This is a genomic window from Methanolapillus ohkumae, assembly GCF_032594355.1.
GTDB classification, from domain to species: Archaea; Halobacteriota; Methanosarcinia; order Methanosarcinales; family Methanosarcinaceae; genus Methanolapillus; species Methanolapillus ohkumae.
This window is the reverse complement of the sequence record NZ_CP131061.1, coordinates 1,332,410-1,354,803: the sequence shown is the minus strand read 5'-3', so window position 1 is coordinate 1,354,803 and position 22,394 is coordinate 1,332,410. Positions and strand designations below refer to the sequence as shown.

15 protein-coding genes and 2 tRNA genes are annotated in these 22,394 nt (G+C 40.6%); 4 read left to right on the top strand and 13 right to left on the bottom strand.

All coding sequences use genetic code 11. From position 1 onward, the window contains the following. Positions 1-81: 81 nt before the first annotated feature. The 3 genes from MsAm2_RS05845 to MsAm2_RS05835 form a co-directional block, all read right to left on the bottom strand. Complete coding sequence (locus tag MsAm2_RS05845) at positions 82-1,872, bottom strand: ATP-binding cassette domain-containing protein (RefSeq protein ID WP_338097325.1); 1,791 nt, start codon at positions 1,870-1,872, stop codon at positions 82-84. 255 nt (positions 1,873-2,127) lie between these two features. Continuing rightward, entirely contained in the window at positions 2,128-2,883 is a 756-nt protein-coding gene (locus tag MsAm2_RS05840; RefSeq protein WP_338097324.1) for a phosphoglycerol geranylgeranyltransferase, read from the bottom strand. Between the two features lie 7 nt (positions 2,884-2,890). Next, positions 2,891-3,040, bottom strand: a complete 150-nt coding sequence (locus MsAm2_RS05835; RefSeq protein WP_338097323.1) for a 50S ribosomal protein L40e — start codon at positions 3,038-3,040, stop codon at positions 2,891-2,893. A gap of 508 nt (positions 3,041-3,548) precedes the next feature. Here MsAm2_RS05835 and purB point away from each other — a divergent pair. After that, entirely contained in the window at positions 3,549-4,901 is a 1,353-nt protein-coding gene (purB, locus tag MsAm2_RS05830) for an adenylosuccinate lyase (RefSeq protein ID WP_338097322.1), read from the top strand. A 189-nt stretch (positions 4,902-5,090) separates the two neighbouring features. Here the strand turns inward: purB and MsAm2_RS05825 are convergent, their stop codons facing one another. The 4 genes from MsAm2_RS05825 to MsAm2_RS05810 form a co-directional block, all read right to left on the bottom strand. Beyond that, positions 5,091-7,547 (bottom strand): DNA topoisomerase, encoded by a 2,457-nt coding sequence (locus tag MsAm2_RS05825; protein WP_338097321.1) that lies wholly within the window; start codon positions 7,545-7,547, stop codon positions 5,091-5,093. A gap of 178 nt (positions 7,548-7,725) precedes the next feature. Beyond that, on the bottom strand, positions 7,726-9,369 hold the full coding sequence (locus tag MsAm2_RS05820; protein ID WP_338097320.1) for a DNA-directed DNA polymerase II small subunit: 1,644 nt from the start codon (positions 9,367-9,369) through the stop codon (positions 7,726-7,728). A 286-nt stretch (positions 9,370-9,655) separates the two neighbouring features. Continuing rightward, positions 9,656-9,727 (bottom strand) — tRNA-Thr (locus MsAm2_RS05815). Positions 9,728-10,007: 280 nt separating this feature from the next. Next, positions 10,008-10,325, bottom strand: coding sequence for a DUF5611 family protein (locus MsAm2_RS05810; protein ID WP_338097319.1), 318 nt, complete (start codon positions 10,323-10,325; stop codon positions 10,008-10,010). A gap of 363 nt (positions 10,326-10,688) precedes the next feature. Here MsAm2_RS05810 and MsAm2_RS05805 point away from each other — a divergent pair, with 363 nt between their 5' ends. Together MsAm2_RS05805 and MsAm2_RS05800 are read left to right on the top strand one after the other, a co-directional pair. After that, complete coding sequence (locus MsAm2_RS05805; protein WP_338097318.1) at positions 10,689-11,510, top strand: hypothetical protein; 822 nt, start codon at positions 10,689-10,691, stop codon at positions 11,508-11,510. A 321-nt stretch (positions 11,511-11,831) separates the two neighbouring features. Continuing rightward, positions 11,832-13,091 carry an amidohydrolase family protein gene (locus MsAm2_RS05800; protein ID WP_338097317.1) on the top strand — a complete coding sequence of 420 codons (1,260 nt, stop codon included), beginning with the start codon at positions 11,832-11,834 and terminating at the stop codon, positions 13,089-13,091. Between the two features lie 273 nt (positions 13,092-13,364). On the opposite strand, the gene MsAm2_RS05795 is transcribed toward MsAm2_RS05800, so the two are convergent. The 5 genes from MsAm2_RS05795 to MsAm2_RS05775 all read right to left on the bottom strand — a co-directional run bounded on the left by MsAm2_RS05795 (position 13,365) and on the right by MsAm2_RS05775 (position 16,829). After that, entirely contained in the window at positions 13,365-13,808 is a 444-nt protein-coding gene (locus tag MsAm2_RS05795; RefSeq protein ID WP_338097316.1) for a universal stress protein, read from the bottom strand. Between the two features lie 188 nt (positions 13,809-13,996). Then, positions 13,997-14,068, bottom strand: a tRNA-His gene (locus tag MsAm2_RS05790). Between the two features lie 169 nt (positions 14,069-14,237). After that, positions 14,238-14,435, bottom strand: a complete 198-nt coding sequence (locus tag MsAm2_RS05785) for a hypothetical protein (RefSeq protein WP_338097315.1) — start codon at positions 14,433-14,435, stop codon at positions 14,238-14,240. Between the two features lie 157 nt (positions 14,436-14,592). Beyond that, positions 14,593-14,871 (bottom strand): ferredoxin-thioredoxin reductase catalytic domain-containing protein, encoded by a 279-nt coding sequence (locus MsAm2_RS05780; protein ID WP_338097314.1) that lies wholly within the window; start codon positions 14,869-14,871, stop codon positions 14,593-14,595. A 149-nt stretch (positions 14,872-15,020) separates the two neighbouring features. Continuing rightward, positions 15,021-16,829 (bottom strand): PKD domain-containing protein, encoded by a 1,809-nt coding sequence (locus tag MsAm2_RS05775; RefSeq protein ID WP_338097313.1) that lies wholly within the window; start codon positions 16,827-16,829, stop codon positions 15,021-15,023. Between the two features lie 930 nt (positions 16,830-17,759). On the opposite strand from MsAm2_RS05775, the gene gatE reads away from it, so the two are divergent. Then, positions 17,760-19,673, top strand: a complete 1,914-nt coding sequence (gene gatE / locus MsAm2_RS05770) for a Glu-tRNA(Gln) amidotransferase subunit GatE (protein ID WP_338097312.1) — start codon at positions 17,760-17,762, stop codon at positions 19,671-19,673. 359 nt (positions 19,674-20,032) lie between these two features. Here the strand turns inward: gatE and MsAm2_RS05765 are convergent, their stop codons facing one another. Then, the gene (locus MsAm2_RS05765; RefSeq protein WP_338097311.1) at positions 20,033-20,416 is read right to left on the bottom strand and encodes a hypothetical protein; all 384 of its coding nucleotides are present in this window, start codon (positions 20,414-20,416) and stop codon (positions 20,033-20,035) included. Positions 20,417-22,394 lie beyond the last annotated feature (1,978 nt).

The following is a 22,394-nucleotide window of genomic DNA, read 5'->3' as shown; positions in this document are numbered from 1 at the left end:
AAATTTCCGCCTTGATTTTATTTCTTTTTTTAATTCATTCTTGAATTATCTGTTTTTTTATCAATGTTTTTTAAATTTCAGTTAAGGATTCATCTGAATTAATTTTTCCATATCAAAGTTCAAGTATTTCGCCCGGCTTTTTTCAATGAGTGCGGCACATGCAATTTCAGGGTTGTCATCCATGACAATCTGTCCTTTATCTATCCAAACTGCCCGGTGAGAAACTTCCTTCACAAAGTCCATGTGGTGGCTGACCAGCACAATCGTCGTGTTAAAGTCCTTATTAATGCGTTTTAACGCATTTGTAACGTCACGGAGAGTGACCGGATCCAAATCTCCAAACGGCTCGTCTAAGAAGAGATAGTCGGGCGCTGTTGCCAGACTCAGCGCAATAAATGCACGGACATGTTCGCCACCGCTGATTTCATCCGGTTTTTGATCCAAAATCTCCAACGGCAAATTCAACGATTTAAAAATCGGGGCGGCATATTTATCCACATCGGTTGACGGAATAATCGGGAACAATTCCGAAAAAATATTGTCCGGAACCCCCAACTCATTCATCACTTTGTCTTTTTCTTCCGTCGTCATATCGGGAATCCGGTAAATAATATCCAAAATCTGCGGCGAAATTCCAAGCTCAGCCGCTTTGACCTTTGCAAAATCCACCGCATGCCTTGTCTTCATGCTCAAACGGAACCGAATCTGATCACGAACGGTAGAATTGACCGACATGGAAAATTCCTGATTCATAATACTGATGACACTGCGCAGATAAATCCGATTTTCATTGTAAGTGCCAATGTCCACCCAATTTTCATTTCCGAAAACAGGTTTTTCATCGCCGCCTTTTTTGGGTTTTCTAAGTTTGAAATCTTCCCCATGATAAATAAATTCAATAACTCCCGACGTCGGTGGAATCATGCCTTCCATCATTTTCATGATCGTGGTTTTTCCGGCGCCCGAACTTCCAATCAAAGTGGTGATTTGCTTTTCAAAAATATCCAGGTTGAAATTTTCAATATTCAAAACCTCGCCGACCCGAATGAGACTGTACCGTTTTTTCACATCGCAGGCACGGATGCAGCTTTTTGGGACTTCTGCCGCCAAAAGCGGCTCTTTTTCGGCCATATCTTTGAGGAAATATTTAAGGACCTGAATCGGATCGCCTTCTTTTACGATTTTCCCGTTTTCAATAAACAAAACCCGGTCGGCAAGATAGGCATGAACTTCCGGCAGGTGGGAAACCACCAAAATTGGAATGTTGAGTTTGTCCCGAAGGCTTAAAATGACATCCAGAATCTCTTGTTTTGTGTCAGGACCCGTCATGGTTACCGGTTCATCCAAAAGCAAAATTTTCGGCTTCGCCGCGATTTGCCGGGCGAGAACCAGACGCTGTTTTTCACCACCACTCAGCTGGTCGGTCGCATGAAGCGCTTTTTTATCCAGCTGAACCAATTTTAAAATATCCATCGCTTCATCGTAAAGGTCCGGATACGTGTAATGATCGGGAAGCGGAAGCGCTTCGGTACCGACAATTTGATAATTCAGGCGGCGGATAATATTTTCAATGGCCGGCCCGCCCCAAAGACCGAAATTACGCTGCAAATGAATCGCAGTGGCGCGTTTGAGTAATTTTTCTCCTTCTTTTCCGGAATCCGGAAATACCGCTTCGCCGTCAATTTCAATTTTTCCGGCGTCAAACGACTCGGCGCCGCGCAGAATTTTTAAAAGAGTGGATTTTCCGGCGCCGCTTTTTCCTGTAATTCCAACAATTTCGGCATTGGATACCGTAAAAGAAATGCTGTCAAGCACACGTTTTTTTCCGTGAGCCGTTTGATAATCTTTTGCCAATTGAGACACTGTCAGCACACAAAGCCCTCCGACCAAGAATGTTAATATGTTAAAAAAAGACCGATGCGAAGGCATCGGTAAAACAAAATTCCAGATAATTATTTGAAAATATTTGAACTGAGATTTAGGAAATATGAATATAAATGAAATTATGAATGTAATGAATGAACTAGAATATGATGAATGGAAATACGAATGAGATACGAATGAGATACGAATAGAAATATGAATCGAAAAATATGAAATGTTTTTAAAAATTGAAAAAAAGCTTTTTCAGGCTTTTTTTCCGGCTTTGGCGCCTTGAACAATTTCCGCAGTCAATTCTTTTGCATTTCCCGCTTTTTCAATGGCTGTTCCGGTCACAATAATATCCGCGCCGGCTTTTGCGCAAATCGCTGCTGTTTTTCCATCTCGGATTCCGCCGCCGACAATGAGAACATTTTCTTTTAAAATGTGTTTGACGGTGGCAATCATTTCCGGCGGAAGCGCTGATTCCGCGCCCGATCCGGCTTCAAGATAGGTGTACCGCATACCGAAATATTTTCCGGTTAACGCATAAGCTGCCGCAAGTTCCGGTTTTTTGCGGGGGAGAAGTTTGACATCTCCGACCCAGCCGACAGTGCCGCCGGGTTCGCAAACCAAATACGCCATCGGGATGGATTCCATACCGACTTTATACAACGTATAAGCCCCTTGAACCTGATTCCCGACAATGTAGTGCGGGTCGCGGGAATTCAGAAGACTCATGAACAAAACGCAGTCGGCGCTTGTTGTAAATCCGGATGTGTTTCCAGGGAAAAGAATGATGGGGAGTTTGACTTTCTCTTTGATCATTTTGGCCGTAATGTCCAAAAGCTGGCCGCCTGCATCGGTGGAGCCGCCAAGCATAATGGCATCGGTGCCGCCTTGCGCGGCCGCGATTGCCAAACGAACGGACTCTTCCGGTTTTTGAGAGGCGGGATCAATTAAAGTGATATGGGCAACGCCATCCCTTTGAATAATTTTCGAGAGATAGTCTTCCACCGTCATTTTAAGATCATGCTCCGTTCTTGTCTTTGGATTTTAAGCGGAGGTTCGGGTAATTACATTTTCTGCAACGGGTTGCACGAATAGAGTTTCGCGCGTTGCATTTCATACAAATCTTCTTTTTTAATAATCTCTCGTCTGCTTCCGGAAATTTTCCCATAAATATTCACCTGTTTTAATGGATTATAATATAAAATGAAATAGAAAATCGTTCTTAGTAATCGTTATTTTCAACCGGAATGAAGCACGTTGATTCACGATTGTTTTTAATTCACGATGAAAAGGAATGTAAACTAACACTTAATACATATAATAGTTTTGGATTAATCCGTCACAAACCCTTTAAGAAGATTGAATAAGAATGTAAGAAGATTGAAAAACCATACCCAATATATTTAATTCTTTCTTTGTCTGTCCCGATTTTTTCATTTAAATCCAAAAACCGGTTCATTTCCGGGACTTTTTGAGGGCTGACCGTTCATTAAATTTATAAACAATCCTTTTCATTTCAACTACTTACATTCGCAAAAGTCATTTGAATTCATGCGAAATCATGCTAAATTTACATGATCCGCATTTTTATGTTCAATATTTTATATTTTAATTCAATATTTTATGTTTAAATTCAATAAATTATTTTGTTCATCCGATCTTTTGGAGTTAAAATTATGTCGATTCATCCGATTGAATACCGTTACGGAACCCCGGAAATGAAAGCTGTTTGGTCTCAAGAAAGAAGATTAGAAATGCTGGTCAAAACAGAAATTGCTTTGTCCAAAGCGGAAGCCGACTTGGGTATGATTCCAAAAAGCGCTGCAACGGAAATTGAAAAAACTCTTCCCTTGGTAAAATGGGAACGGGTGGATGAAATTGAGCAGGAAATAAATCATGATATGATGGCGGTGGTCAAAGCCATTTCCGAGAAATGTAAAGACGATGCCGGCAAATGGGTTCACTTTGGAGCGACGTCGAATGACATTTTGGATACCGCAACCGCGCTTCAATTCAAAGAAGCCGTTTCTATTTTTGAAGCAAAGCTCTACCGCTTGCTTTCCATCTTAATGTGCCGCGGCGAAGAACATAAAAACACAGTCTGTTGCGGTCGTACACATGGGCAAATCGGCGTTCCGACGACATACGGTCTTAAATTTGCGATTTGGGCCTCCGAAATGGATCGTCATATTGACCGCCTCGGCGAACTCAAACCCCGGCTTTTGGTCGGCCAGATGACTGGCGCGGTCGGCACGCAAGCGGCTTTTGGAAAAAACGGCATAGAGCTTCAAAAGAAAACCATGGAATATTTGGAAATCGGATCCGTTGAGGTGTCCAACCAACTCATTCAGCGTGACCGCCATGCCGAATTCGTCATGTGGATGTCCAATGTCGTAACGACGCTGGACAAAATCGGGACGGAAATCCGCTCCATGCAGCGCAGTGAAATTGCGGAATTGGAAGAGGGTTTTGGAAAAAAACAAGTCGGCTCCTCCACGATGCCGCACAAAAGAAATCCGATCAAATCGGAACAAATCTGCGGCCTGGCCCGCATCGTCCGCGGCTTTATTGAGACCGAACTTCTCAACAACACGCTGTGGGATGAGCGGGATTTGACAAATTCCTCATCCGAACGCATTGTTTTTCCGGAATGCACGATTCTTACGGACCACATCCTCAATCTCAGTATTAATGTTTTAGAGAATCTCCGGTTTAATTCCGGCAATATCCAAAGGAATTTGGAGCTTTTAAACGGGCTGAACATGGGCGAAGCGATTATGATCGAATTGACCCTTCGCGGTGTCGGCCGGCAGGAAGCGCACGAGCTGGTGCGCGAATCTGCGATGAAAGCTGTTGAAGAAAATAAACACTTCCGGGCGGTTCTTTTGGAAAATAAGGAAATTTCAGCCGTTTTGACAAAAGACGATATTGAAAATTTGGTAAATCCCTATAAATACATCGGAACAGCTGTCCCGCAAGTTGAAAATTTGGTTTTGAAATTAAAGAAAAAGCATGGGAACAAAGTCTGACTCTTTGTTCTTTTCATTTTTTCTTTTATTCTTCTTTTTTAAATCTTTTTTTTTACTAAAGCCGTCTCTCATTTTTTTTAATTTAAAAACAGCAGCCTGTATTTTTCAGCGCCACCCGCGCCGGCAAAACCGCACCGGACGTTTTTAAAAAAGTTAAAAAATCCGAGGTTGTTTTTCATATTTATTGATTTATGGATTCTTTTGGTGCTCATTTTTCAGCCCGATGGCCCGGCACCGCCGGTTCGCGCAAAATGTTTCTTCTTCTTTGTCTTGCTCTTTATTTTTGAATAAATTCCAGCCGCAGATCTCGCATTTTTTATCCAAAACCGTCAACCGTCCTGTTTTTGGCAAGGATTGCGTATGTCCGCATCTTTTGAAGCAGGACAAAAATCGGCTGTCGGAAAGCCGGACTAAAACCATTTGTCCTTCTTTACATTTTGGACAAAGACCAGCCGTCTCGGGCGGGTCACACACATCTTTTTGGTCGCAGTTAAAACACGGGCCGACACCGACTGCCCAATTGTATTTTTTCCCGACGTCCATCACGGCAATTCCGCCTTTCGGACATTTTTTGGAACGCAAGAACGTCAGAGTGCCTGTTTTTGGGACCGGATACGTTTGCGCGCAGTCCGGATAGCCGACACATCCGACAAAACGACCCTTGTCGGTGGTGATGAGCCGAAGTGCGTTTTGGCATACCGGACAAACACCGGCATAATTCTTTTTATCATTTTCCGCCGCCTCACTCTTGATGCTGCCCGCCAATTTTTGAACCAAACGGTCTTTGTTTGCGGTCAAGTCGCCATACATTTTTTTAATCAGCGCCGTTCCGGTCAAAACCGCATCGTTCAATTCAATTTTTCCATCTTCTACCTGCTGAATCAAATCTTCAATCTGAGCTCGAATTTCAGGACGAATCAGAATCGGAACCGCAAAATCCAAACTTTCCATCAGCATGTAACCTGTGTCCAATATGGAAATGGTTTTTCCGGAGGTCTCAAAATAACCGCGTTTTTTATTTGTTTCAATATGAGTCGGCGCTGTTGCTTTGGTTCCGATTCCGTTTTTGTCCATGAGCGTTAAAAGTTCGCTTTCCATTAATTTTTTCGGCGGTGCCGTCTTTGACGCCGTATTTTGAATCTTTTTGACAAACAAAATGTCCCCTTCCCGGATTTGCGGGAGAAGCTTGTCTTTTTTTGTTTCATAATCATAAATCAAAAGCCAACCGCTTGATTTTTTCATGGAGCCGGTCACATCAAACAATTCATCTCGGATTTGAATTTCCAGCCGTGTTTTCTCAAAAATCGCCGCCGGCATTAAGTTTGCAATAAAATGCCGGCAAATTAAATCATAAACGGCGTACGCGCCGGGTAAACTCACCATTTTTTCAACGTCGGCTTGAACCGCGCCCCGAATCGGATAAATCGGAGGGTGGTCTTTTGCATCCTTAGTTCCGTTTTTGGGAACCACTTTTCCGGAACAATCCGCCATCAATTGCCGGATGGTTTGCGCATAAGATGGGTTTTTGGACAAATCCGATAAAATAGGGACAAATTCAAAATCCGGCGCGTACATGTTTGTTTCCGTTCTCGGATAACTGGTCAGTCCCGACAGGTACAACTGTTCGGCAATTTCAAGAGATTTTTCCGGGCTGATGTTTAAAAATGAGGAGGCACGTTTTAAAAACTCGGTGGTGTTCAGAGGAACCGGCGGCGTCAAGCTTTGCTCTTTGACCGACTTTTTGAGGACGACAGCTTTTTTTTCGCCTTTTATTTTTTTAAAGATCTCGTCTGCTTTCTCTTTTTCCGTGATTTGTCCCGATCGGTGAACGCCGGAAAATGCATTTTCCGATTCGGTTTTCAAATCGGTTTTCGAATCGGCTTTTATTGATTTCACCGTTTTTAATTTCTTTTCATCCGGATTTTTCACTTCAGTGTCGGATGGGTTGGATTCCGTATCAAAATCCGCCATGATTTTCCAAAAGTCTTTCGGATTAAATTCGCGGATGGATTTTTCCCGCTCATACACAAAACCGCACGTCGGCGTCTGGCAAGGGCCGATGGATAAAATTTCTTTCGTGAATGCTTTTTCGCGAACGGACAGTGTCACATAACGGGTAAACGCCGCGCCCATTTTCAAATCCAAAATTTGGCGCGCTTCGGCCGCCATCGCCAAACCGGTATCCGGCTCTCCCGGCGCATCAAACGCTTTTTCAATTTCGTTTTTGGAAAAACTGGAATAGCGGGCACGTTTAATCGGGGCGTTGGATACCCGCTGCGCCAATTCTTTTGCTTCAAACCCGATGTTTTCGCCTTCTCGGTCATAGTCGCACGCCAAAATTATCAAGTGCGCGTCCTTGGAAAGTTTTTCAATGGCGCCGGCCAAATTCTCTTTGGTCACAAATTTTTGCGGTTCAACGTCTAACAATATGCCCGGGTCCACTTCATTCCAGCGGTTATATTCCGGCGGATAATCGTAGCCCATAATGTGTCCGGAAAGCCCCGCAACCACCCAATCTTCGCCGTTTCGTTTGAATTTGTAAGCCGCCGCTCCGTCCACATAAGTTCTGGAATAGTTTCCGCCGCCGAGAATTTTGGCAATCTCTTCGGCCGCTTTATTTTTTTCGGCAAAGGCAACAACGGTCATAAAAATCTTGATTCGTTTCTTGATTCATATTTTTGAAAAATTTAATGGTTTTCCAATGGTTTTAACCATTTAGATATTAAACAGCCCACACATAAAAAGAACTTCTGCGCCGGGTGAAAGTACTTTCATGATTCCGGCTTAAAATTATTTAAATTTCTGATGAAAACATGTTGAAAAATTATTCTTCATACAAATTAAAATCCAATATCCTTGTCTTCATTGTTTTTAAATCCACCATCGGTACCTTGGCGGGCGTCGGCATAATATTGACTTTCTTTTGGAAATCTGTTTGTGCCTGCCAGGTTCCGGAGTTGATGAGCAAAATATTTTTGTAATTGGAAATGCCCACCGTATGCACGTGCCCGCAGTGGATAATGTCCGGAATTTGGTCAATCAGCAGGTAATCTTTCTTCTCGGGAGAAATCATTACCCGGCTGCCGTAAGTCGGCGCCAGATGCCGCCGCTTAACCATTTCCAGCATGCCGGTGGTCGGCGATTGGTATGAAACGCCTTTGATATTGGCCACCAAATCGTCCATAGAGCAGCCGTGATAAATTTGAATATAAATATCATCCAGCGACACTAAAGCCGGATTTCCGACAAAGGTCACATTTTTGGGAAACATATCCCGAATGGTCTTTGGGAAGGTGAGCTGTGGTTCGGCCCGGCGCACAGCATCGTGGTTTCCGGGAGCGATAACGACGTGAATGTTTTTTGGGATTTGATGGAAATAGTTTGCTACTTCTCGGTATTGGTCATAAATTTCCAAGATTTCCAAATCTTCCTCCTGGTTCGGGTAGATTCCGATTCCATCAACAATGTCGCCCGCCACAATCAAATAGCGGACTTCGGATGCGATTTTTTTCAAAACGGGGTCTTCATTTCGCCCGTTTAAGAAATCCAAAAAGAGTTCCCATTCCTCTTTCATAAATTCCTTGCTGCCGACATGAATGTCGGAAATGAATAGTGCAATTCCTTCCGAATGCTTTTTGGAAGACAAGCTGTTCGGAACATCCGGCTGGGTAATTTTGGATGCCAGTAATATTCCGCCATCGGGGGATAAATTTCCGGTCACGCCGATGACTTCGTCTAAAATCAATTTGGAGGCGGTTTCAATTAAATCCGTATCTTTTTGATTGATGAGCACCGGCATGGAGTTTGTTGGGTCTTCAAGCACCAGAATCACGTGTTGATTGTTGGTGGTGCTTTTTTCAGATACCATCCCGATAATGGAAATTTCAGAGGACCCTTCTTCCCGGGAAAGCGGCTTGATGAATTTTCCTTTGGAAACGCTTTCAATCGGACGGGAACTGACACGCGAGCGAATCATTTCACTGAGGCAGGTGTAGCGGTCCCGGAAATATTGAACATATTGAGAATATTCGGCGATGCTGGTGGAATTTTCGCTGACGTCCACCATTACACGGACCGGATTTTGTTCAAAAGAATATTTGAATTGAAAAACAGAATCTGCAGCAGATGCGGTGGAATTGGAGCCGGCGACAGAATTGAGAGTCGAATTTGTATCGGATGCTAAATTAGTATCCGCATCAGAAATCGAATTTAAATCTGTATCGGAATTTGAATCGATGCCCAAAAATGCATCCGCATTGGAAACATTATCATCCGTATTTTGATGATATTTTGGAAGGGAAGGAAGAAGATGTTCCGGCCCGATGACAAAAACAGATTCGTCCACTTCGGAAAAGAGGGAAATCAGACAGGAACCCGGAAAATTGCATTCAATCAGAAGCGAAATGGCTTCGGCATTTATCATGACGCCGGCTTGAGATGCTTTTTCTAAAATTGCGGATTCGTCCATTTGTTCACCTCCAATTCTCATGTATACTTAAATTATACATAGTTGATTACAATTTCCTAAAAATAATTGCCAGATGTCGAATCTTGCCCAATATTAATTGTTTGAATAAAAAACAAGAACAAACTCCATGTTCCGACTATTTTGTAGTGTGACTGCAAATTAGTCGTAAATATAGAAATAATCTTTGGGCTTTGGATTGGTATGCAAAAATATTTGAAAATGAATTCAATGAACGACAAAACAGATTTGTGCGGTTCCAGGTGCGAGACCTGAACCGCTAATTCCAAGCCTTGAGCGGGAATTGAACCCGCGACCTCTTCCTTACCAAGGAAGTGCTATACCGCTAAGCCATCAAGGCGGCTGACATTTTAAATAATTAAAATTGAAATGAAAAACGTTGGAAGCTTTTTTCCAAAAAAGCAGAGTCCAAAAAGGAATATCTCAAATATTAATCTTTTGGTAATTTTCAATATTTTTGATATTTTTATATTTCGGATATCTTTTCAAGAATGGACACTTTAATTTTAGAAATTCAGGTTACGTTTAAAAATCTAAATGAAAGATGAGAAGCCGGCATTTTTGCCGGCTTTCCTTTGATCTCATCTTTTTAATTTACTTTTTTCTATTTTGATTTGTTTTTAGTCTTCGCCGCCGACATCCTTTTTCGCATTTTTCACACGGTCTTTGGATGAGTATCCGGTGGATTTGTCTAAAAAGGTTCTAAATCGCTTGTTGGTGTCCAAAATTGAGTCATCCGACGCACCGGCATTGTCGGCATGGGTTTCCACGCAGAGCTTCTTATTGTCAATCCAGACGGTGATTTCTTTTAAAACGCCGTAAGAAGTTGTCAGCTTTTTGTCTTTTTCTTGGATCTCGGTTCCGAAACATTCTGTCAACAATCCTCTCATCCGATCCAAATCCGGCGTAAATCCGCGTTTTAACTTGTACTCTTGCATAAGTTTCCCAACTTTTTCTTTATTTTTGAAAAAACAATGAGGCGGTATTTGTTCTCTTTCATAAATATAGTTTTTCCAAATCTTTTCATTTTTTAAATGATTTTTATTCAAAAACTCCGCCGGTCCCATAAATATGTTTTGATTTTGAAAAAATCGGAACGTATATGAAAATGAAAAATGAACATACGGTTTGCTCCTTGTCGTTCGATAATATTTAATTTTTTTGAAAAATTCAATATCTAGATATGATCAGGAGCAATGAAAATGTCCTTCAAATCCGTTTTTTATAGATTCTTAAAACCATTTTTAATTTTGAGCCTTTGCCTTTTTTTTGTCTCATCACTCTCGTCCGCTGATGAAATTGTGATTCAAGATTCAGTTTCGCCGATGAAATTAGATCTTCTTTTTGATTCCGAAAATTCAACATCTGTCTCAAAAACCGTTTATTTAAAAAATACGGGAAATACACCGTTGAATTACATTTTTATGATTGATCAGGCCGGCACAAAAACAGGGGTTTTGCCTTTGTTTTTGCTGTCCGAGTCCGAATTAACGCTTGCTCCGGGAAGCAGTCATTTGTTGACGGTTTTTGTTCAAAAGGACAACACAAAAAAAGAATCGGATTATGCCGGTGTTAAACTCAAAATCCTTCGAAACCCGGAAACATCCGCAACAGTCGGATATTCCATTCCGGTAAATGTCACATTTTTTGACGGAACCGGTTCGAATTCCGGAAACGGGTCCGGCACAAACAACACAAACAACACAAACAACACTAATAATACAAACAACACTAATAATACAAACAATACCGGTGGCAATCACAATAGTTCCGGCGGCAAAAATTCCAATTCCACATCCAATTCCAATTCAACAAGCTCAATGAATGAATCTCAAAACAAAACAACGGTTTCCAATAATGAATCAAATCTGAATATTTCCGGTCAAAATAAATCCGGTCAAAGTTCAAATGCGAATCCGACAACGTCTTCCAACTCCGGTGAAAATATCTCCAATTCAAAATCCAGTGAAATGGATAATACGGCCAAAAATCGAAATGATTTTTTTGATTCCGGTAACCTTTTCCGAATTCTTTTAATTTTAGCCGTCTCCTCCGGAATTGTTTTTTTGGCATGTGCCGGATTTGTATTTTTTGCTTATCGGAAAAATAAAAAATCAGAGTAAAAACAAGAAGCATAAATGGATCCATATAACAAAAGAGGTGGAAATGAAAAAATAGAAAGATGTAATTGAAATGTAAAAAGTGGTGCTGTCGCCCTTCACTAACGCCAAAGGATCATCCCATCTGATGGTTCGCAGTCTCCTTCGGTTTCCCTCGTAAAGGGCAGTTGTGCACGGTTTTGTGTACCGCATTGGGGTTGTCTGAATCACTCATCGACGGATAATTCCGGTTCTTGTGCCAGGACCTATACAATGCGACAATCCTCATCTCTTGGTAAAGGAATAAATAATTTGTCCTCCCTTTAAGAGTCCGAGGAAAAAAACATGTCCGGATTTGATGAATCCGATTTTGATCGTGTCAGCCAATTAATTGCCCGAACCGAAAAGGATCCGAAAAGCGATAGTTTCGACTCTTTTGAAGCCCGTTTGGTCCGCCAAGACGGCAAGGATTGCTTGTACGATTGTGTTGTCTCCGGCATTATTTTTGCCGGAGAAGATCCGCACATTATTTCCGGAAATATTTACATCGAAAATGGAATTATTCAGGAAATTGAAGAGCGGCCGGTCAACTCCAAAAATTGGATCGTTCCCCGCTTTATCAATACACATACGCATATCGGCGACTCTTTTCTCAAAGATCCGGCACTGGGAGTTCCCAACGGACATGTGGTTGAAAAAAATCTGGACGCGCTGGTGCGTCCGCCCAATGGGTTAAAACATCAAATGCTGGCCCAAATCGGTTTTGAAGAATCCGTCGAGTTTATGGAGTCCGCCGTCTGGGAACTTTTCCAAAACGGAATCGGTGTCTTTGCAGATTTTCGGGAAAGCGGGCTTGAAGGCTCGGTCGCACTTTTAAAAGCGGTTCAAAACACGGGAAAAGATATTTTCCCTTTCGTTTTCGGCCGGCCTCAAAATCTGTCTTGCTCCCGTTCGCCGGATTCCAAGGGTCACTCGATGGATGATTTCTTCACGGAAATCCGAGATATTCTGGAAGTTGCGGATGGAATTGGTCTCAGTGGGGCAAATGATATGGATGAATACGTTCTCACAAAAATTGCGTCCAAAACCAAAATGAAGCGCAAAAAACTGGCGATTCACGCCGGCGAAAAAGACGCAAGCGACATTGAGGCAGCTCTGTCGCTTTCCCCTGGTTTACTCATTCACATGACGCATGCCGGCGGAAATGAACTGCAAAAAACGGCGGACAAAAACATTCCGATTTCTATCTGTGTCCGGTCAAACCTGACAACCGGGGTCGGTTTGCCGCCCGTCCTGAAAATGCTGGATCAAGAAATTTGCGTCAGCATCGGAACTGATAATATGATGCTGAATTCTCCTGATATGTTTGAGGAAATGCATTTTCTTTCCCGGCTTTACGGTTTGTCCGACAGTACGGTTTTTAAAATGGCGACATCCAACGGCGCAAAAGCACTCGGGTGCCGGTTTACAGGGTCGATTGAAGCCGGAAAAAAAGCGGATATGTTGGTTCTCAATTCCAAATCCCTCAACCTCAAAAATATTAAGGACCCATTGGCCGGTTTTGTCCGGCGTGCTGGAAAAGACGATATTTTGGGTATTGTTTAACCGATGTGAAGACATAACATCAGCAAAAGATTTTGCTGGTATTGTTTAACCCCTTTCCTTCTTTTTTATTATGTCTTTTCAAGGTGTCTGTCGGTTTTGCTGCAATCCGTTAATGTGCTGTCAATAGCACGTCGGCTCGCACAAAAGCAGAAAATGAATATAACAATCAAAAAAGAAAAAAAGAAAAAAAGAAATAAAAGAAAAATAAAAAGGGGAAAATGAAAAAAGTGAAAAAATAAAAAAATAAAAAAGAAAATGTTTTTTTGTTAATATTTATTTTTCCGAATCATTTCGAACAATCAAAACCTGCTGTTTTGCGGTCCGGACGATTTTTTCGGAAACGCTTCCAAGCAAGATTCGTTCCAGCGTCTTTTTGCCGGTCGCGCCGACCACGATCAGGTCTGCGCCGATTTGGTTGGCGTATTGAACAATTTCCGTAGGGGCTGACCCGGAAAGGCTGACTGTTTCATACCGGATTTGCGCTTTGTCGGCTTCGGTTTTAAAATATTCCAGGGTGGCATCGGATTCTTTTTTAATGTTTTCGGAAACCAAGACCCATTCTGCGCTTGTTGGGGTGATGTTTGAAACATCCGCCACATAAACCGCATGAAGGACCGCACCGGTTAATTTAGATAAGTCTATGGCGGCATGAATCGCTTTTTTTACATATTCTGTACCATCGGTTGCCACAATAATTTTTTGGTAAAGCTCATCCATAAGAAACACATCCTGTTTTATCAAAATCCGTAAACGGATCAAATTCAAAAGTCAATGAATTATTGAAATTCATGATTTATATAAGCATCTCATGAAAAAAATCATTTATGAAAAAAGCATGCATGAATTAATAAAAAATCTTAAAAAAATAACTTAAAAAATCAGAAATCTTAATTTGAATCAAAAAGGGCCGGGACCGAGAATCGAACTCGGGTCAAAGCCTCCACAGGGCTTCAGGATAACCTTTACCCCACCCCGGCCACGAAGACTGTTTTTGAAAAAACGAATGATGCCGGAATCGTTAAATTAATTGACGTTTCCAAAGCATTGCCTTAAATCCTTTTTTTTCATATAAATGTTTCGACAAAGTCAATTTTTAAGAAACCGTTTTTTAAAAATATGATTTTCTAAAAATGATTGACCCGGATTTTAGTCCGGCTTTGATGGATCCTTATCTCCATAAATTCTGAACCGTTCAAACGTTAAAATTTTCCGAATCACCAATTTTCGTTTTCCGCACCAGCCCGCTTCCGGGTAGTTTTCGAATATGAATTTTAAAAGGTCGTCGTCATTCATTTTTTCCATTTTATCTTGTAATTGAAGTAAATGTCTTTCATTTTCGTCCATGGTGCTTCCCCAATATGATACTTTAATGATAATTTATAATAATAATTTTAATGATGATTTAAATATTATTTTTCTATATTTTCCAAAATCGTTTTTATTATTTTTCTGTTTTTTTAAGATACAAGCCCTTTTCAATTATTTGACATTTGCCATCGATTTATTCGCCCTTAAAAAATAATTCGCAATGGCATGAGCCGTCTCGCTGGATTTCTTCTTCATGGTAAATGCAAGGACATATGATTTTTCGGTCTTCTGTTTTGTCTCCCAGAATAATCCGGCATGGACAGTATTGAACACCGTACTGTTCTCTTCTTTTGGCCAATCCCTCAATGACCATATCCAATTCTTCCGAATTCGGATTCAGATGAAAACCTTTCTTTGCCGCATATTTTTCGGCATAAGATCTGACTTTTTCCTTTGTTTCTTCAAGTGTCATCATATCACCGCTTATTTGATTTTGAAAAACTCGGGATCCTTAAAAAATATCCCAAAAAAGAATAAAATCACGAAAAAGAGAAAAACGCTAAAAAAATAAAAGAAAAATAAAATAAAAGAAAGAGGATTACTCCTCTTTTTTCATTTCAATTATTTTCTTCTCTTGTACAATCCGACACCGATGAGACCAGCGATTGCGGCAATTGCAAAGACAAACTCAAATCCGGGGATGGAAGATTCCGGTTTTGAATCGTTGGTGCCGTTGGTTCCATTTGTACCGTTGGTTCCATTGGTGCCATTTGTCATATTGCTGTCATTCACAGGTTGTTTCACTTGGTCTTCTGCATAGATCTTTTGTCCGTCGCCGAGTCTCAAGAGGGTGGATTCACCGTATTGGTTCTTGACGGTCAAAGTGACGTTGTAGTAACCGGATTTCTGGTAGGTGTGTTTCGGGTTCTTTTCAGTGGATGTTGCGCCACCGTCTCCGAAGTCCCAGTACCAGGAGGTTGGGTTACCTGTGGAGAGGTCTGTGAACTGAACCGGGTGCGGTGCAATTCCTGAGAGGACGTCAGCCTGGAAGTCTGCGCGCGGGGCGGATCCGACTGTGATGTATTTGTCCTTTGTCATGGTGTTGGTACCGTAGGAGTTCGTGACAGTCAATTTAACTGTGTAGACGCCGCCCTTGGTGTAGTCGTGTTTCGGGTTCTTCTCGGTGGAGGTTGTTCCGTCTCCGAAGTCCCAGGCATATTTCAAGTTCTCGCCTTGGGATTTGTCGGTGTATTGCACGGAGAGGGTTGCTCTGCCATCTGTCGGGGTTCCGACGAAGTCTGCAACCGGTGTTTTTCCAACACTGACGAAGTTGTCTTTAATGATTGAGTTGACACCGCAGCTGCTGACAACAGTCAAAGCAACGCTGTAGGTGCCGGTTTGGTTGTAAGTGTGGCTCGGGTTCTTGTCGGTGGACGTGGTTCCATCTCCGAAGTTCCAGAGGTAGGTCAAATTTCCGCTGCCGACGGATGCGTCGTTGAATTGGACTTTTAAGGGTGCGCTTCCCATGTTGTTGGTTGCGGTAAAGTCGGCTTTAACCGTGTCAGAAACAATGACATCTTTTAAGGTGTAGCTGACGGTGCTGTATTTGTCAGTCACGTTTAAAATCACAGTGTATTTGCCTGCAGCTTTGTAGTTGTGGGTGGGGTTCTTCTCGGTGGAAGTTGTTCCGTCGCCGAAGTTCCAGTTGTAGGTCACCGGATCGGTGACGTGGCCGTAGGTGGTAAAGACAATTTGTCTGGAATTGTCACAAGTGGAGTTTGCGGTAAAGAAAACATACGGTGCGACACCAATGTTGATGTAGTTGGTTTTGGTCATTGTGTCGTTTCCGAATTCGTTTTTAACTGTTAACGAAACGGTGTATGCGCCGACTTTGTCGTACATGTGGGTCGGGCTCTTTTCGGTGGAGGTTGTTCCGTCACCAAAGCTCCAGGACCAGGAGGTCGGGTTTCCGCCGGATTGGTCGGTGAATTTCACGTTCATCGGGGAGTTGTTGGATGTTTGGCTGGCGGTGAAGTTGGCAATCGGGCCGGCACCAACGTAAATGTAGTTGGTTTTGGTCATGTTCTTAGTACCATAGTTGTTTGTGATGGTCAAAGTCACCGTGTAGTTTCCTTCTTTGGTGTAAGTGTGTCTCACATCACCGGCTGTGGTAGAATACGTTCCGTCGCCAAAGCTCCAGTTGTAGGTCATATTCTGTCTTGCACCGGCGGATAAGTCCGTAAAGGCAACATCTAACGGTGCTTTTCCGCGAAGCGGTGTTCCGGTGAAATCAGGGACCGGAATTGTTCCGACTTCGATGTATCCATCGACCGGTGCTGCAATGGTTGCTGCCGGGAGTAATGTGAGAAGAAGGCAGAGAACGAGAGCAGCCCCCATAATTTTCCCGAAGTGGTTTCCATGTGTTTTCATAAATATCTAAACTCCAAGTGTTAAATCTAAAACTGTACGCTCATGTACGATTTTTGCTTAAATGCCTAAATTGGCTTTATTCATTCAAACAGTAATTTTGAGTATATCAGACATGTTTTGTCGTAAGAATCTACTTTAATCCTTTATTTGACTATATAAATTCTTATCTAAAATATAATCAAATAACTTCTTGAATATAAGATAAAAAGAAGAATATATACCTTACCATTGAAACGGCATTGTTCGGGTAAATCTGCCGAAAAGATGCGGCAATTATTTTGAAATTTATTCTTTTTTATATTTTATCCGATATTTATTATATTCTTTCTTCTCTATCTTTTTTTCCAAATTCCTGCGAATCTGTATCTTAATCCAATTGAAGTATTTGATTCATTTGAAATAATACTTCCAATATACTCTTGGGTAAAAGTCAAAAATCGTTTCCCTCTTATAAGTGATGTGGTCTCTGGAAAACCAAAAAAATCATATAAAACTCAGTTTTTGGAGGGAATTATACTCTAAAAATCATTCCCTATGTAGTGTTTTTATGACTTTTTCTCAAAAATAAAGGCGAAATAAGTCTGACGAAGGTCATATTAGTCGCTTGTCGAAATTATTGGGGATTAAATTCTTTTTGAAAATGAATTCATAAATAACAAAAATATAAAAATGCTAAAACAAAATACAAAATGCTAAAAATAAATAATGCTGCAAAAAATCAATAATGCTGCAAAAAATCAATAATCTTTTACAACTGTGATAACATAAATTTTTTACAAAAATTGTGAAAAATAAATTGTGATAATAAATTAGATCGTTCATGATTGGGATTTTATAACAATTGCATTTTTGGTTAAAATTGTAATTTGGGTTAAGTTTATAACAAATATGTTTTAATCTTTGAGTGATACACTTTTAGGATTTTTAACTATGACAAACGATACAAAAACAACGGTGGAATATGATTATGAAGCGCTCGGACTGAAAGTCGGTCTTGAAATTCACCAGCAGGTGGCATCGGAGAAGAAACTTCACTGCCGTTGCCCGAATATTTACCGGGAAGTGTCGGAGTCGACGCATGAAATCCGGCGGTATTTACGTCCAAAAGCCAACAATTTGGGAATGATGGATGCAGCGGCGGTCGAACAGACAAAAGCCAACAAACAAAATATCTATAAAGTTTATGACACCACCTGTTTGGGTGACATTGACGAAGCGGGTCCTGCACCGATCAATCCGGAGGCGCTTGACATCACACTTTCAATTTCCAAGTTATTGCATTTGGTTCCGGTGGATCGGGTTCACACGATGCGCAAAATCATCGTGGACGGGTCGGGTCCGGCCGGCTACCAGCGCACATCTTTTATTGCGGGAAACGGCTGGATTGAAACAAAGTCGGGACGCTGCCGGATTGCGAGTTTGTGTTTGGAAGAAGAATCGGCTCCCAAAGTAGAGGAAACGGATGAATATATCATTTTTTCACTTGACCGGTTGGGTATTCCGCTTGTGGAAATTGCGACTGAGCCCGACATCAAAACACCGGAGCAGGCATATGAAGTGGCATCCCACTTGGGTATGTGTCTGCGCTCCACCGGAAAAGTCAAGCGCGGGATTGGAACGATTCGCCAGGACGTGAATGTTTCTATCAGAGATGGTGCCCGTGTCGAAATGAAAGGTGTTCAAGCACTGAATATGATTGATGAGCTTGTGCGCCGCGAAATCATGCGGCAGATTCATCTTCTTCAAATCCGGAATGAACTTCTTGCGAAAGGAGCATCGGTCTGCCCGGATATGTTTGACGCAACCGAGATTTTTAAAAACACAAGTTCGAAAGTGATTCAAAAAAGCGCGAAAGACCGGCGCATTATCGCCATCCGGCTCAATGGTTTTGATGGTTTTGTCGGCCGGGAAATCCAGCCGGGACGGCGGGTCGGGACGGAATTGTCCGAGCGGGCAAAAGCTGTTGGCGTGTCGGGTTTGTTCCATACGGATGAGCTTCCAAATTATGGAATTTTGCAAGAGGAAGTGGATGCTCTTCGGGAATTAGTTGGGGCGAAAGCGGAGGATGCTGTCATTATGATTTCCGGCCGGGAAAGTGTTGTTAAAAAGGCGATGGAATCGGTTTTGCAGCGTGCAAATGATTTGCTTGTTGGGATTCCGAATGAAACTAGGCATGCCCTCCCGGACGGCAACACATCGTACATGCGTCCGCTCCCTGGAGCAGCCCGAATGTATCCGGAAACGGATTTGTACACGTTTCCCATCAGCCGCAAAAAGTATGAAAATCATCCGGTTCCCGAACTTCTCACGAACAAGGCTGTCCGTTTCATGAAGGAATACAATCTGAACAAAGAGTTTGCGGACTTGATTGTGTTTTCAAAGTATTCGGCGCTTTTTGAAAAATTGGTTGACAAATACAAAGGCAGTGAATTTGTGACATCGACGCTTCTTGCACGTACGTTTACCGGCGTTCTTCCGGAATTAAAACGGGAAGGATTGGATACGGATTCCATTTCCGACGCGCAGTTTGAAGACATGTTTGATTTAATCGCCGCCGGAAAGTTATCCAAAGATGCCGCAAGAGATATTTTGGTTGTCGTCTGCAACGATTCCGGCTGTTTTGTCGCAAGCGCGGTGGAAAAGTTGGGCATTAAGGAAATTGACTTGGATGAACTTGAAGCATTTGTCGCACAGATTGTTGCCGAAAAGAAGGATTTTGTTGCGGAAAAAGGACTTGCCGCCGCAGGACCGCTCATGGGAATTGTCATGGAAAAATACCGCGGAAAAGTGGATGGAAAGGTTGTCAATGCCCTTTTGAGAGAAAAAATCGGGAAGATGATTTAAGTTTTAACTTTTAGTAAAGCCGCAAAAGCGGCTTTCTTCTTTTTTTAATTCCCAAAATTTAATATTTTAAATATTTATTTCTTTAATACATCAGTTTTAATATCATTTCCAGACCATATAGTTGAATGGTATCACAATCTTTTTTTAAATGCTGAATCAGGCTTTTGCATTTATTCCATTGTGCAGCGTTGAATGGTATCACATTTTTTTCAAATTCTGATTAGTTCTTCAAGTAAAGAAAAATTGAAGTGATTTTGATGATTTATCCAAAAAAATGATCTAAAATATAAATGAAATCAAATGATCTATAAAATGATCTAAATGTCTTAATAATTATAGAAAAATCCAAAAAATCAGTATCACCAGAAGTGATACCATTTTTTACTTTTTGCGCCTTCGAGTTCCAATTGCTTCTTTTCCAGCTGGTTAATCAATGTCTGAACTTGAGCGATATGCATTTTGGTCGTGTTGTCTCGCTCCATGATTTGTTCGTCTTTTGTTCCGAGTTGTTTGGAAAGGGCAGCAATTTGCTCGTCTTTTACGCTGAGTTGTTTTAAAAGAGCGTCCAAATATTCTTGGGAAACGGCGGATGAGACTTCCGGCTCCAAATATTTCTCCAGCGCTTTGGTTACAACAATGCCTTTGGGTTCATTGACCGCATCAAGTTTCTTATAGAGCTCCGTTGAGATTCTCACGTTTAACTGCTTTTTATCATCGCCGGACCGGCCGTCATCCGCCGACATCCTCATCTGCAGGGATTTTTTTTCCTCTGTGGATTTGCTATCATTTGAATCAGTAGGATCTGTCATGTTTTGTCAAGCCTGTTTATTTTATGATATCAAAAATCTATCCAACAATATGCTTTTTCTATATTTATCATTATTGCATATTTTCCAGTTACATATTTTTGGAGCAAACTTATAATAACAAAGGTGAGTGCCTTGATTTTATATTTTATTTTTGTTCGGCGGGTTAAGCCTCCTATAAAATATGATACAAATTCATACAAATTATCAGCCGCTCTTAGAAATTCCTATTCAAAAGCTAATTTTTGCTATACCTCTGGCCGTATGTTCCAATAGGCTGGTTTAAAAATTCGCTGGTGCTAGACCGCCGGCTAGAATCCGGTAGAATTTTGATAGATATTTTTACACAATTTTCCTTAATTGCATGGGATTATGGTTTATTCTATAAAAATTTTGCAGCCTGCAAGGAAAAGCCGATGAAAATAATGAAATATGTTTTTAAGATCTTTTATTTTTCTTGGTTGGGTGTGATATCATTTGCTATATTCTATAAATGGATGCAGAAGTGCTGATTTATCATCCTTCTTATTCCTAAACAATAGTTTTTCTAGCAAAAATCTAGAATCTATTATTTTTTGCTAAATCCCTGTCGATTTCTTCTTCTATTTCTCCAATAAACTCTATTGCTTTTGATTCTTTCTCGTTTATTCAGAAAACTATTAGCAAAAACAGCGAATTTGATATATTTTGATATCATTTTGAATCGGTCAAAAAATGTCGTAGATAAAAATAGATAATCTCTAGCAATCGTCGAATAGTTTGCTATAAAATCCTAGAACCGAACGATAAGTATATATTTGAGATAAACCTAGTGAGTTATTGTCAGTGTTGGGCTGAAATTTTTCAATAACTCAACGAGACTCAAAAATCTTTGAATTGGAAGAAATGTGTGAAAGAGAAAAGGATAGTTTGTGGCGAATTATCCTTTTCTACTCGTTCTAATTAATAAAAACAAATTCAAGATCCTTAATAAATCTAAAATCAATTTTTAATTCTTTCTATTTTTCAACTTGTTTTTTCAGTTGATTTCAAAGTTTTAAAAATCGTTTTAAAATATTAAGCTCTTTTCAAAAATTACTCCAAATAGTGAATAAACGTATTTACGCTATGAGGATGTTATTGTATTGCACTTCTAATATCTGTTTCTATTTAATAGTTTTGCTTAAAAACCCTTTATTGACAATTTTATAAGTGTTTTAAAAAATAATTTTCCAAATTATAATCATTTGTTTACTTCTGTTGAGTCTTTCTTAATTTATTTCTATTTTATTTCTATATTGTTTCTTTTATTTTCGTTGGCTTTTGGTTTCACTTTCATTAAATTTTTTATTTCTTGTTTGTTTATTCTTTAATTTCTTGTTTTTGTTTATTCTTTTAATTTCTTGTTTTGTTTATTCTTTAATTTCTTGTTTTTGTTTATTCTTTTAATTTCTTGTTTTTTGTTTACTTGTTTTTTAAAAATTTCTTAAAATTCATTTTTATCTATCTATTATTTTCTTCTATAGCGGGCATAGTTGATTTTTCATTTTTTTGTTTTTTATTTGTCATTTCCTTTTTTTGGCCGGCTCATTTTACTACATACATATTCATGACATTTTCAAACAGAGGAGTTATATATTTGAAGAATTATCAATGCACTTTTAGAGGCTTAAAAAAACCTGCATTTATGCGTATTTATCATTTTTAAGTCAACTAAAATCGGAATGGGTACACTTGAAAGACGAATTCGCGGGATCTGACTTTAAAATAGGTGTGAGCCGAAGTTATCCCTCAAAACCGCCTTCATGTATCAAATATGTTGACCGGAATGAAATGACGTGGTTATCAGCCCGTATCTCATTTTTCAAAAACTATTTTTCCGGTTTTGACTTTCCTAATCCTATTTTCTCTTTTCTCTGTTCATCTATTTTCTTTT

Bases quoted from the DNA above. Each gene is read 5' to 3' on its own strand.
- MsAm2_RS05840 (WP_338097324.1), bottom strand. From the start codon at position 2,883: ATGACGGTGGAAGACTATCTCTCGAAAATTATTCAAAGGGATGGCGTT.
- MsAm2_RS05835 (WP_338097323.1), bottom strand. From the start codon at position 3,040: ATGGGAAAATTTCCGGAAGCAGACGAGAGATTATTAAAAAAGAAGATT.
- purB (WP_338097322.1), top strand. From the start codon at position 3,549: ATGTCGATTCATCCGATTGAATACCGTTACGGAACCCCGGAAATGAAA.
- MsAm2_RS05825 (WP_338097321.1), bottom strand. From the start codon at position 7,547: ATGACCGTTGTTGCCTTTGCCGAAAAAAATAAAGCGGCCGAAGAGATT.
- MsAm2_RS05820 (WP_338097320.1), bottom strand. From the start codon at position 9,369: ATGGACGAATCCGCAATTTTAGAAAAAGCATCTCAAGCCGGCGTCATG.
- MsAm2_RS05810 (WP_338097319.1), bottom strand. From the start codon at position 10,325: ATGCAAGAGTACAAGTTAAAACGCGGATTTACGCCGGATTTGGATCGG.
- MsAm2_RS05800 (WP_338097317.1), top strand. From the start codon at position 11,832: ATGTCCGGATTTGATGAATCCGATTTTGATCGTGTCAGCCAATTAATT.
- MsAm2_RS05795 (WP_338097316.1), bottom strand. From the start codon at position 13,808: ATGGATGAGCTTTACCAAAAAATTATTGTGGCAACCGATGGTACAGAA.
- MsAm2_RS05785 (WP_338097315.1), bottom strand. From the start codon at position 14,435: ATGGACGAAAATGAAAGACATTTACTTCAATTACAAGATAAAATGGAA.
- MsAm2_RS05780 (WP_338097314.1), bottom strand. From the start codon at position 14,871: ATGACACTTGAAGAAACAAAGGAAAAAGTCAGATCTTATGCCGAAAAA.
- MsAm2_RS05775 (WP_338097313.1), bottom strand. From the start codon at position 16,829: ATGAAAACACATGGAAACCACTTCGGGAAAATTATGGGGGCTGCTCTC.
- gatE (WP_338097312.1), top strand. From the start codon at position 17,760: ATGACAAACGATACAAAAACAACGGTGGAATATGATTATGAAGCGCTC.
- MsAm2_RS05765 (WP_338097311.1), bottom strand. From the start codon at position 20,416: ATGTCGGCGGATGACGGCCGGTCCGGCGATGATAAAAAGCAGTTAAAC.